Genomic DNA, 12,624 nt, shown 5'->3' with positions numbered 1-12,624 from the left:
TTAATATATTTTTAAAAAATATCTAAAATGCATTTATGCATTTTTTTTCTAAAATTATTTAAATTTTTTGTTTCACTTTTAGTATGTAATCTATTTGTAAAAATAACTGCACCAATATCTTTTTCATTACAAATCCAAATAGACGTACCCGTAAATCCAGAATGTCCGCATCCCATTGGAAAAGTTTCTGAAATTTGCCAACCAAAACCTCTTCCGCCTCCATGGTCTCTCATAGATGACTTCAAAAGCTCATTATCAGTTTTCATATAAAACTTGCATAATTTAACATATGATTCAACATCTGCGAAAATTCCAGCATGTCCTGCAATTCCTTTAAAGAAATAGTATGAGTTTCCATCATTCACTTCTCCTAACAAAACCTTTTCTCGGTTTCTCCATCCTCTAAATTCAATATTTCTTTCTTTACACATCTCTTCCTCTATAATATTTCCATAAGAGGTAGGTGCTATATTCTTTTTATTTAATGGACAATATGTAATATTTGCAATACTTAAATGTTTTTTTATATATTTTTCAAGAACTTCATCTAATTCTAAATTCGATACACTTTTAATTATTTCACCTAATAACATGAAATTCAAATCACTATACATAGTACCATCAACTTTAGGATATCTACTAATAACCCATTTTAAAATTTCTATAAAATTCCCTTCTTTTGCATAAAATGGATACCAATCAATAATACCTGAATTATGCGTCAACAACTGTTCTATAGTCACATCTGAAAGTCTCTCTTTCAAAACATCAAACTGATTAATAAATGGTAAATATGAACTAACTTTACCTTTCAAATGTACTTTACCTTCATTTATAAGCATTAATATTTCTGTAGAAGTAATTATTTTACTTAAAGACGCAACATCAAACACAGTATCTACATTTACATTTCCATATCCAAAGGCTTTACTATAAAGAGTCTTTTCACTATTAAAAATACTGCACACTGCCGATGGAAAATATCCTTGCTCTATATGTTTTTTTACAATATGCTCTATATGTTCTATTGATTTCTCCAAATCGTAACCTCCTTAGTTTATTATCAATATGCTTTTTCCTACAATAAATTAAATCCCATAATTTGTTTTATTTTTATAATAGTCATACTGATGGTAAAACTAATTTTCCCATAATAACCTTCCTATTTGCACCTGTTGCTGTAGGAATATTATTTGCATTGCCGTGCAAAAACTCATTACCAAGAACAGCAAATGCTATAGATTCTTTTGCATCCCCAATAAAATCAAGTTTATCTATACAGCTAACCTCTGCATCAATATACTCTGATAAAAGCTTCATAATCATTTGATTATGTGCCCCACCACCGCTCACATATATTTCATCAACTTTATGATTTTCTAAAACAAATTTCTCAAGTTGATTTTGTATAGTTTTAGCAGTAAACGCAGTTATTGTTGAAATTATATCAAAACTACTCAACCCTTTTACCTTGCCCTCATCGTAAAGCTTCTTTGCAAATTCAGTTGTATAATATTCTCTGCCTGTGCTTTTCGGGGGATTTTTACAAAGATAACTATCTTGTGTTATCATTTCTTCAAGCCATTGTTCATTTATATTCCCCATTGATGCCATTTTACCATCAGCATCAAATGTCATTTTACCATCTGTAATGATTCTTGCAACTTCGTCTATAAGAACATTAGCAGGACCTGTATCAAATGCATATACATCCTCTTCTTCTCCACCTGACTTAAGAACAGTTATATTTCCAATACCGCCTAAATTAAGCAACACACGTCCCTTTTTTTCACTTGAAAAAAGCAGGTAATCTATATATGGTACTAATGGTGCTCCCTGACCTCCATATGCCATATCCGATGGTCTAAAATCACCAACAGTCAAGCAACCTGTTACAGAAGCAATATTTGCAAGTTCTCCTATTTGTAAAGTACTATGCAAGTTAGGCATGTGGTAAATCGTTTGTCCATGTGAACTTATAAAATCAATATCCTTAATATTTATATTTGCTTCTTTACACACTTTAAGAGCTGCTTCACCCATTTTATTACCTAGATAATTATTCATATAGCATATTTCATCAACAGTTGAAGTATTTATATTGCATAGTTTTAGTATTCTCTCTTTTTCACTTTTTGTATATTCTAGTGTGATAAAATCCATAAAGTTTATTTCTGTGTTTTTACCACTGCCTTTAATTTCAACAACACAAGCATCAATTCCATCTAATGATGTACCAGACATCAGCCCAATTGCAAGCTTTATCGGTTTTTCAACAACCTTTTTTATTGTATCAATCATTATAAAAAACCCCTTACTTATTCGACATTTTATTTCAATATTATGTTATAATATATGAAACAAAATGTCAATACAAAATGTTTTTATAATTTATCATAATTGCTCATCAATTGTAATAAAAATAAATAAAAAAACAAGCGGTAACTATTTCTACCGCTCATTCTCTATTCTATAAATTATTTATTCTTTAATGATTCTAATCTTTCAACTACTTTTTCCATCATTGATTGATATTTTAATAATTTTTCTTTTTCTTCATTAACTACATTTTCTGGTGCTTTGCCAATAAATTTTTCATTATTAAGCTTTCCATTAACTCTGTCAAGTTCACCTTGTAATTTAGTTTTTTCTTTTTCCAGTCTTTCAATTTCTTTCTCAAAATCTATTAAATCAGATAATGGAAGATATATTTCTGTACCATCTATTACTGATGATGATGTATCTTCAATAATCTCTGATTTATCATGAATAATTTGTACTTCTGTTATATTTGCTAATGTTGCAAAGTAAGAAGAACCTGTTTCTATATAATTTTTACAGTTTTCCTTTGAAGGTATAAATATAGCCCTTGCTTTTCTTGAAGGCGCAACATTCATTTCGGCTCTCGTATTTCTAATACTTCTAATTGCCTCCATAATGAATTCCATATTTGCTTCTGCTTCTTCAAAATTTTCTTCCTCTGAGTATATAGGCCACTGTGAACGTACTAACCTTGTATCAGTATTAGGCAAATATGACCATATTTCTTCTGTTATAAATGGCATAAATGGATGTAATAGTTTCAACATGTCTTTTAACACTTTTATAAGAACAAACCTAGCAGTATCTTTATCAACACCATCTTCACCATACAACCTTGTTTTTACGATTTCTATATACCAGTCACAATATTCATTCCATATGAAATCATAAACTCTTTGTGCAGCCATACCAAGTTCAAATTTATCTAAATTATCTGTAATTTCTTTTGTAGCTTTATTTACTCTTGAAATAATCCATTTATCTTCTATCTTATAATTTTCTCTCGCAGTTTCTTCATTTATTAAATCTCCATCAACATTCATAAGAACAAATCTTGATGCATTCCACAATTTATTAGCAAAGTTTCTACAAGACTCAAGTTTATCAATTTTAAATCTTGTATCATTACCTGGAGAAATTCCTGTCATAAGCATGAATCTTAAAGCATCCGCTCCAAATTGGTCTATTATTTCTAATGGGTCAACACCATTGCCTAATGACTTGCTCATTTTTCTTCCTTCTGCATCTCTAACTAATCCATGAACAAATACATATTTAAATGGAACTTCATCCATTATTTCAAGTCCTGAAAATACCATTCTAACTATCCAGAAAAATATAATATCATATCCCGAAACTAACACATCAGTTGGATAAAAATATTTTAGATCTTCTGTTTCATTAGGCCATCCTAATGTTGAAAATGGCCATAGTGCTGATGAAAACCAAGTATCAAGAACATCCTCATCTTGTTTAATGTTAGTGCTACCACATTTAGAACATTTGGTAGGATCATCTTTCTGAACCATTATTTCACCACATTCTTGACAATAATATGCAGGTATTCTATGTCCCCACCACAGTTGTCTAGATATGCACCAATCTCTAATGTTTTCTAACCAATGAGTATAAATTTTTGTAAATCTTTCAGGTACGAACTCAACATCTTTATTTAAACCAGCTTTAATTGCAGGCTCTGCTAAAGGTTTCATATCTACAAACCACTGGTCTGATATACGAGGCTCAACTATGTTGTGACATCTATAACATGTTCCTACACTGTGGTCTGTGTCTTCCATCTTTAAAATATACCCATTTTCCTCTAATTCTTTTACAAAAGCTTTTCTACACTCAAATCGATCCATGCCATCGTATTTTCCTGCTACTTCGTTCATAGTACCATCTTCATTCATACAGCTGATTTGTTCTAAATCATGTCGAAGTCCAATTTCAAAGTCATTAGGATCATGGGCAGGAGTTATCTTTAATGCCCCTGTTGCCTTAGTCATATCTGGATATTCATCAGCTATAATAGGTATTTCTCTTCCTACCAGTGGAACTATAACCTTCCTACCTATTAAATGTTTATATCTTTCATCATCATGATGCGCTGCTATTGCAACATCTCCAAATATTGTTTCAGGTCTCGTTGTAGCTACAACAAAATATTCATCAGGATTATCAACGTATGGATACTTTACATAATAATATTTACCTGGTGTATCTTCATGTTCAACTTCTGCATCTGACAATGTTGTGTGGCAATCTGGACACCAGTTAATTATTCTATTTCCCCTGTATATAAGCTTCTTATTATACAATCTAATAAATACTTCTTTAACTGCTTCATTGCAGCCTTCATCCATTGTAAATCTTTCTCTTGACCAATCGCATGAATTTCCAAGTTTTTTGACTTGTTCAACTATTCTGCCACCAAATTCTTCTTTCCACTTCCACGCTCTGTTAAGAAATTCTTCTCTGCCAATTTCTTCTTTTGTTTTGCCTTCTTCTTTTTTTAATCTTTCAACAACTTTAACTTCTGTTGCTATACTTGCATGGTCAGAACCGGGAACCCACAAAGCTTCAAACCCTTGCATTCTTTTCCATCTAATTAATACATCTTGCAACGTCTGATCTAATGCATGACCCATATGAAGCTGTCCTGTAATGTTTGGCGGTGGCATGACGATTGTAAATGGCTTTTTATCCTTATTTGGATTTGCACCAAAACAATTTTCTTCCATCCACGCACTGTATATCTTATCTTCAAATTCTTTTGGATTATACTTACTTGGTATATTCGTTGTCATATTTTCATTCCCTCTCTTATATTTGAACTATATTATTAATAAAATTGTTTCTATAACTATATTAGGGCCTTACGCAGGGTTAGGGCCTTACGCAGTTTCGTTCACCAATATATTTGCTTCCTTCGGTCGCATATATTGGGAGGCGCAGGTTCGTTCACAAATTTGCTTATTTGCTTTCGCTCATGCAAATTTGGAACTCATTGCGTTTGAATTACCTGCAATTTATTTCTCCCTTACGGTCAAATAAATTGGGTAAATCATAATCATTGCGGTTGACCTACCAACCATTTTTCAGAAAAAAGACTCTGAAAAATGGGGTTAGGGCATACAAAAAGCGAGCTTTCTCCCTTAAAAGGACGAGAAAACCCGCGGTACCACCTAATTTCCATTACGGCTCTTATTTATATAACGGTATAAACCGTTTAACCCTACTGTTATTTCGGATTAAATGCTCAAAAGCTACCTTCAATACAATTTGACTCATGAAATCTCTCAGCCTACGAATTTCATTCTCTAAAAAGTTCTTGTATTTACTCCTCTTTTTCATCACATAAAAATTATTTCGTTAATTGTTAATTATACATTATAATAATAAAATTCTACAACTTTGTCAATATATTTTTGCAATTAAATAAAACCTAAAAATTATCTTAGGGGTAATTTGGATAACTTCTTGGTATCATTAGTATTATGTGGTATAATTGAAATGTTATAGTTAATTAAAAAATTTAAATAACTTATTGAAGGAGATATGATGACAATTAGAAATTTAATCTACAAATTGTTGAGTACGATTAAACAAAACAATAATTTTAAAAGTCAAGACCCAGATGAAACCACACCAAAAAAGCACAGGAATTTTAAAGTAGCATTATTATTCCCAGTTATTATTATTGCTGCATACATTGCAATGTCTTGTCAGTATACAGTAGAAGAAACGGAACAAGCAGTAGTAACAACGCTTGGTAAAGTATCTAGTGTAGAACCTGCAGGGTTGCATTTCAAACTACCTTACCCTATACAAAATGTAACAAAAGTTGCTGTAAACAAAACACAAAAATTACAAATAGGATATGCAAGCTCTAATGAAAACGAAAGTTATAAAGAATCAAAATCAGTAGCAGATGAAGCAAAGATGATTACAGGTGACTTTAACATCGTAAATATTGACTTCTTTATTGAATGGAAAATATCTGATCCTGTAAAATTCTTATATAATTCCGATGAGCCATCTCAAATTCTTAAAATGATATCACAATCATCAGCAAGAAGTATAATTGGTTCTAAAAATGTAGATGGAGTATTAACAACAGAAAAATCTATAATTCAAGCTGAAATAAAGGAAAAAATAGTAACTAAACTAGAAAATTATGATTTAGGTGTACAATTATTAGATGTGAAAATTCAGGACAGCGAACCTCCTACAGCTGAAGTTATAGCAGCATTTAAAAATGTTGAGACAGCAAAACAGGAAAAGGAAACGAGAATAAATGAAGCATTAGCCTACAAAAATAAAACTCTTCCAGCAGCAGAAAGTCAAGCAGACAAATTGGTAAGAGAAGCTGAATCGTTTAGAGAATCAAGAATAAATGCAGCTAAGGGTGAAGTAGCAAAGTTTAATGCTATGTATACAGAATATGCAAAAAATAAAAATATAACTCAAACAAGAATGTATTTAGAAACAATCGAAGAAATTTTACCAGGTGTAACTGTATATATTGATTCAACAGAAGGCGGAGTAGAAAAAATGCTTCCATTAAAGAGCTTTACTGAACCTTCAATAAACAACGGAGGTGAAAATTAACATGGAAAAAGTTCAAAAATCAGGTGTTGTGGGAAGTTTTCTTAAAATATTAATATTAATTTTGTTAGTAGTTACCTTATCGAATACAGCATACTTAGTAAATGAAAATGAATATGCTTATGTTACAAGGTTTTCAAAATTTGTTAAAATTCAAAATACGGCAGGTTTACATTTCAAATTGCCTATCCTGGATAAAGTTGAAAAAATACCTCGTTACAGAATGATGTACGACATACCTCCATCAGAAGTGCTAACAGGAGATAAGAAAACTTTAGTGGTAGATAACTTTGCAGTGTGGAGAATTGATGATCCTTATACATTCATGAAAACTGTAAGCAGAATTTCAGAAATGGAAAACAGAATAGATGCAGTAGTATACAACACTGTAAAAAACACACTAGGAACAATGGATCAAACCGATATAATTAATTCAGATAACGGTTCAATAGATGACATAAATATAAAAATAACAGAGATAGTTAATGCACAGTTAAAAAATTATGGAATATCTACATTAGCCGTTGAAATTAAAAGATTGGACTTGCCTACTGATAATGAATCTGCCGTATTTAGCAGAATGATATCAGAAAGAACTCAAATGGCGGAAAGCTATAGAGCAGACGGTAATTTAGAAGCAAGCAAAGTTGTGAACGAAACTGATAAAGAAGTTGGAATACTCCTTTCAAAAGCAGAAGCAACAGCAGAAGAGTTAAAAGGGCAAGGCGAAAGCGAATATATGAAAATAATAGCAGATGCTTATTCCACTGAAGATAGAGAAAATTACTATGAATTTATAAGAAGTTTAGAAGCTTTAAAAGTAACTATGCAAGGTGAAAAGACTATATTTCTGCCAGCAGATAGCTTTATAGTTAAAGTATTGAACAGAAATTAGAAACTCTAATTTCATATTTTATGGACAGTCACAATTTTATGGACTGTCCTTTTTTGATGCAATTACTAAATTTGTAAAATAGTTAAATTTTATATCACTACTGCTATAAATAACAAAAATGCGTTGAAACCAACGCATTTTATTTTGAAAATATTTATATTGCTAGAATATTATCATTCCTACAATTGCTGCTAATATTATTGATAATATAGTTCTTTCAACCCAGATAATAACTAATTCCTTAATTGATACAGGTATTTCTGTTGATAATATACAAGGAATTGATGCTGAGAAAAATAGTATCGATGATACTGAACATACTCCTACTACATACTTTGAAAGTATTGGAGCATTTGCTATAATTCCCGCTGGCAAGAACATTTCTGCTATTCCTACTGCTAAGGCTTTTGCTGTAAGCATTGCCTCTGGTAATTGCATAAGAGCTGTAAATGGATAGAATATATATCCTATAATATCGAATATTGGTGTATAAGTAGCTAGCAACAAACCTAATAAACCAATAGACATTATAGTAGGTAATATGTTGCTTACCATGTTGATACCGTCTTTCAAGTTAATCCATATATTATTCATAATACTTCCTGAATTACGAGATACCCTCATGGCTTCATTCCAAGCAACATTTAAACGATTTTCTTTTACTATTACTTCTGGATCTCCACTTTCTGTAACATATTCGTCACTTTTTTTGCTAATTGGATATATACGCACTGTAATAGCAGTAACTATAAATGTAATAATTAATGTTGACCAGAAATATAAATTCCAATTTTCCATAAGTCCTAATGTTTTAGCAACTATTATCATAAATGTAGCAGATACTGTTGAAAATCCTGTTGCTATAATCATTGCTTCCTTTTTAGTATATTTGCCTTCCAAATATACTCTATTTGTTATTAATAACCCTAATGAGTAACTTCCTACAAACGATGCAACTGCATCTATTGCAGATCTACCTGGTGTTTTCCAAATAGGTCTCATTACAGGCTGCATAAGAACTCCTGTAAATTCCATTAATCCATAACCAATTAGAAAAGAAAGGAACACTGCACCTACGGGTATTAACAGTCCCAATGGTATAACTAATTTATTAAATAAAAACGGAAATAAATCTGGTGCGTATAGAAATTCTGGACCGAGATTGAATACAAACATAAATCCTGTTATAATACCTAAAACTTTAAATACTGAAAATACGATTTCCACTGTATTTTTGTTCCAAGTTTTTTTAACGAAAGGTTTAACACCACCATAAACGATTATTGCTAAAGCAATATAAGCTGTTAATCCTCCTAGAGATTGTTTTAATACTGTTACAATATGGTCTAAAGGTATAGACTTTTTACCATCAAATGTAACTGTTATAAAAAACATAAATATTCCTATTGCACTACATAATAAAAACTTCAACTTGTCCCTTGTACTAATTATTTGTTTTTCTGAATTCATTTTTACCTCCTACAATCTATTTTTTATATCTAAACATATAATAACACACTCATATTGAAAACGTTGTTTTTACATGATATTTATGATTAATATTCACCATTTGTTTATAAATATATATGAAATATACATAAAACTTTTTTAATTTTTTCTTTCCTTTATGATATAATAAATACACAAATGAACAAAGACAGTTGCCTTTGTCTGATATAATTAAAATATATGGGGTTAAATATGAAACTAAAAAATAAGATTACCTTATCCATTTGTATTATTGTAATCATATCATTAATTATAATGTGTGCTTCTATTTATTCAAAATCAGCATCCATACTAAATAATGAATCTACAAAATTTACAGAAGTTCAAATATTAAGAGCTCAAGAAAAAATAGACCTAATGGTAAAAAAAGTTCAAGTTGAAACTTTGGCATTTTCAAGAGATGAACATGTTCATAAGTTTTTTAATAAAACAGAAGATACTGATGAAACCAATAGATACTTAATAGACACTATGGAAAAAATGAATTTAGATAATAACTATTATAAAGATTTATTTATCGTTGATCTTGATGGAATAATAGTTGCTTCCACCATGCCAAACGCTATGTATGTAGATTTGTCAAGCAGAAAATACATTCAAGATGGGTTTAATTATAAAAAAACTGCAACTAGCGATATATTGCTTGCACTATCTGACAGAACTAATATTGTAAATACTGTTCATCCTATATATGGTAAAGATGGTATAATTTTAGGATTATTTGGAATAGCTATAAAAGCTGAAAATTTTGTATATTTCGTAAATGACTATGAAATTGGTGAATCGGGATATTTTGTTATTATTGATTCAAACGGTTACATACTATCTCACAAAGACCCAAGCATGATACAAAAATTAGCTTCTGAAACTTTAACAGGATTTAAAAATACAGAATACAAAAAAGATGATGTCTATAGGTACTATGATGCAGGATTTTTATATTCATATAAAAAGATGAATAGTAACAACTGGATACTTCTTACAATTATGCCCAAGGATGAATTAATGGCAAAATCTATTAGTTTATTAGGATATGTAGTGTTTTATGGCATAATTATATCTGGTTGTGCAATTTTTATTAGTATTTTTATGTCAAACAAAATATCCTCTCCTATAATCCACATTAACAATTATATAAATAGCGCAAAAAACAGCAATGATATTTTCGAAAATGCTATTGATAAAACAATTGTAAACGTAAAGGGAATTTCAAATTTAGATACTTATGATAATTACAATAATTTTGATTCATTTATTAATACTGTAAAAGGTAAAGTTGATAAAGATTTAAATTTTTTTGAAAAAGATGCAGAAGTGCTTATTAAAAAATCAGAATTTCTTAAAAACTCTTTAGAAATGAAAACTTATTTAACTTCTAAATTTCTATCAACATTATCCCATGATATAAGAACTTCGCTAACTCTCATTAAAGGATATTCAAAGGGATTATTGTCTGGATTAGTAGTTGAAGAAGATGCAAAAACAAGATTTTTGCAAGAAATATACAACAGTGCAGAAACTTTGGAACAAATTTCATATGATGTTTTAGATTCTACATACGAAGCTCAATATATTCAGCAATTAAAGTTAGAAAAAATTTCAGCTAATGATTTTTCAAAATATTTATATGATTTTGCAAAAGATTATATAGAAAATTCTGATAGAATTTTCATCGGTGAATATAGCTGTGATGATTACTTTATAGATGTAGATAAAGTTAAGATTATACGAGTATGGCAAAATCTTGTAAACAATGCAGTTAAATACAGTGATAAGTATACAACTATAAAAATTTCAATTATAAGTGAAAATAACAAAATTTTATTTAAAATTAAGGATAATGGCGTTGGAATAAAAGAAAATGATAAAGAATATATTTTTGATATGTTTTATAAATCAAATTTATCTGAGCCAAACAGTTATGGACTAGGACTCTATGTATCTAAACTAATATTAGAATCTCATGAATCTACTTTGCAATTCGAATCTACTTTAAACAAAGGAAGTACCTTTTGGTTTTATATAAGCAAATCTATGGTATAAATAAAGCTAGGCTTTGCCTAGCTTTATTTATACTTGAATTCAGCTTCAAATATATAACCCACTCCACGAATTGACTTTATATATTTTTCACCATTACCCACATCTTCAAGTTTCATCCTTATCCTTTTTACATAAGTATTAACTATATTTTCATCGTATAAATCACTTTGCCACACATCATTTAATATTTTTTGTCTTGATATTGCAATAAATGCATTATCAATGAAATATACAAGCAACCTAAATTCTGTATTTGAAAAATTTATCTCTTTTTCACCTTTTGTAACCTTATATGCATTGCGAAAAATTCTTATATCATCAAATTCTATTGGCATTTCAATAGTCTTGGATGCATTAAAACGTTCAACTCTGCTTATATGTGCCTTAATCCTTGCTAATAACTCTAATGGGTCGAAGGGTTTAACTACATAATCATCAGCTCCAACGCCTAAAGCCTTTATTTTATCAAAAGATGTTGCATTTGCACTTAACATAATTATCGGTACATTAGCGTTTTCCCGAATTCTTTTGCAAACCTCTATACCGTCCATGTCATCCATGTTTATATCCAATACGACCAAATCCACAGATTCATCAAAAAAAGCTAGTGCATCTCTTCCATTATAAGCACAAACAGTTTTAAATTCATACAATTTCATATATTCAACGAGCATTTTTACAACTCTCTTGTCATCATCAACAATAAGTATTTTTTTTGAAACATTCAATATATCACCCCATTATTTAGATTCCTCAAACATCTAATTAACATTATAATTTAAGTAGCTACTATTTGCAAATAAAATTGTGATATAATGGTGTCTACTAAACACAATATATTATATTTTCACACCATAAAATTACATTGACAGCATCTTAAAGGTGTAATATACTTATATTAAATTAACATCTTCGATATTGGTGCACACGAAAAAAACAAAGTGTGATAATAGGGAATTAGGTTGAAATCCTAAACAGTCCTGCTGCCGTGAAGAGAGAGCAGTTTTTAACGCATAAGCAAACCACTGGATAATATCTGGGAAGGTTATAAAACTAGCAAAGACCTCTAAGTCGGAAAACCTGCCAATGTTATTTGCGTAAAAACCGCAAATGCTATGCTTTACAGCGATAAAAGCGATAGTTTATATATTATTCTTTGGTAATCGTTTAATAAAATATATTCCAAAGTATTGTGGTTATTTACGTTTCGGCTATATCGAGACGTTTTTTTATTTCAAAATTAC

General features: G+C 30.0%; 8 protein-coding genes, 1 riboswitch and 1 other annotated feature. Of the genes, 3 read left to right on the top strand and 5 right to left on the bottom strand.

Annotation, left to right across the window (positions count from 1 at the left end; genetic code table 11):
* Positions 1–11 precede the first annotated feature (11 nt).
* The 3 genes from J2Z76_RS12285 to J2Z76_RS12275 all read right to left on the bottom strand — a co-directional run bounded on the left by J2Z76_RS12285 (position 12) and on the right by J2Z76_RS12275 (position 5,132).
* Positions 12–1,040, bottom strand: a complete 1,029-nt coding sequence (locus J2Z76_RS12285; RefSeq protein ID WP_209512354.1) for a serine hydrolase domain-containing protein — start codon at positions 1,038–1,040, stop codon at positions 12–14.
* An 82-nt stretch (positions 1,041–1,122) separates the two neighbouring features.
* On the bottom strand, positions 1,123–2,301 hold the full coding sequence (locus tag J2Z76_RS12280; RefSeq protein WP_209512353.1) for an anhydro-N-acetylmuramic acid kinase: 1,179 nt from the start codon (positions 2,299–2,301) through the stop codon (positions 1,123–1,125).
* A gap of 176 nt (positions 2,302–2,477) precedes the next feature.
* The gene (locus J2Z76_RS12275) at positions 2,478–5,132 is read right to left on the bottom strand and encodes a valine--tRNA ligase (RefSeq protein WP_209512352.1); all 2,655 of its coding nucleotides are present in this window, start codon (positions 5,130–5,132) and stop codon (positions 2,478–2,480) included.
* 349 nt (positions 5,133–5,481) lie between these two features.
* Positions 5,482–5,688: a binding site (T-box leader), on the bottom strand.
* A gap of 198 nt (positions 5,689–5,886) precedes the next feature.
* On the opposite strand from J2Z76_RS12275, the gene hflK reads away from it, so the two are divergent.
* Positions 5,887–6,936: an FtsH protease activity modulator HflK gene (hflK, locus tag J2Z76_RS12270; protein WP_209512351.1), complete on the top strand. Its 1,050-nt coding sequence runs from the start codon at positions 5,887–5,889 to the stop codon at positions 6,934–6,936.
* A 1-nt stretch (position 6,937) separates the two neighbouring features.
* On the top strand, positions 6,938–7,828 hold the full coding sequence (hflC, locus tag J2Z76_RS12265; protein WP_209512350.1) for a protease modulator HflC: 891 nt from the start codon (positions 6,938–6,940) through the stop codon (positions 7,826–7,828).
* Between the two features lie 162 nt (positions 7,829–7,990).
* Here hflC and J2Z76_RS12260 read toward each other — a convergent pair whose 3' ends face one another.
* Positions 7,991–9,298 carry a YjiH family protein gene (locus J2Z76_RS12260; protein WP_209512349.1) on the bottom strand — a complete coding sequence of 436 codons (1,308 nt, stop codon included), beginning with the start codon at positions 9,296–9,298 and terminating at the stop codon, positions 7,991–7,993.
* A gap of 231 nt (positions 9,299–9,529) precedes the next feature.
* Here J2Z76_RS12260 and J2Z76_RS12255 point away from each other — a divergent pair, with 231 nt between their 5' ends.
* Positions 9,530–11,380, top strand: coding sequence for a sensor histidine kinase (locus tag J2Z76_RS12255; RefSeq protein ID WP_209512348.1), 1,851 nt, complete (start codon positions 9,530–9,532; stop codon positions 11,378–11,380).
* Between the two features lie 23 nt (positions 11,381–11,403).
* Here the strand turns inward: J2Z76_RS12255 and J2Z76_RS12250 are convergent, their stop codons facing one another.
* The gene (locus J2Z76_RS12250; protein WP_245210444.1) at positions 11,404–12,108 is read right to left on the bottom strand and encodes a response regulator transcription factor; all 705 of its coding nucleotides are present in this window, start codon (positions 12,106–12,108) and stop codon (positions 11,404–11,406) included.
* Between the two features lie 174 nt (positions 12,109–12,282).
* Positions 12,283–12,482: riboswitch (cobalamin riboswitch) on the top strand.
* The last annotated feature ends 142 nt before the right edge of the window (positions 12,483–12,624 follow it).

Origin of the sequence: Sedimentibacter acidaminivorans (assembly GCF_017873955.1) — a bacterium.
Lineage (GTDB): Bacteria > Bacillota > Clostridia > Tissierellales > Sedimentibacteraceae > Sedimentibacter > Sedimentibacter acidaminivorans.
Note: the sequence above shows the minus strand (reverse complement) of the source record. Positions and strands in the feature narration are given on the sequence as shown.

What these genes read in the sequence shown, in the direction of transcription:
- J2Z76_RS12255 (WP_209512348.1), top strand. Translation starts at nt 9,530, where the DNA reads ATGAAACTAAAAAATAAGATTACCTTATCCATTTGTATTATTGTAATC.
- hflC (WP_209512350.1), top strand. Translation starts at nt 6,938, where the DNA reads ATGGAAAAAGTTCAAAAATCAGGTGTTGTGGGAAGTTTTCTTAAAATA.
- hflK (WP_209512351.1), top strand. Translation starts at nt 5,887, where the DNA reads ATGACAATTAGAAATTTAATCTACAAATTGTTGAGTACGATTAAACAA.
- J2Z76_RS12275 (WP_209512352.1), bottom strand. Translation starts at nt 5,132, where the DNA reads ATGACAACGAATATACCAAGTAAGTATAATCCAAAAGAATTTGAAGAT.
- J2Z76_RS12280 (WP_209512353.1), bottom strand. Translation starts at nt 2,301, where the DNA reads ATGATTGATACAATAAAAAAGGTTGTTGAAAAACCGATAAAGCTTGCA.
- J2Z76_RS12260 (WP_209512349.1), bottom strand. Translation starts at nt 9,298, where the DNA reads ATGAATTCAGAAAAACAAATAATTAGTACAAGGGACAAGTTGAAGTTT.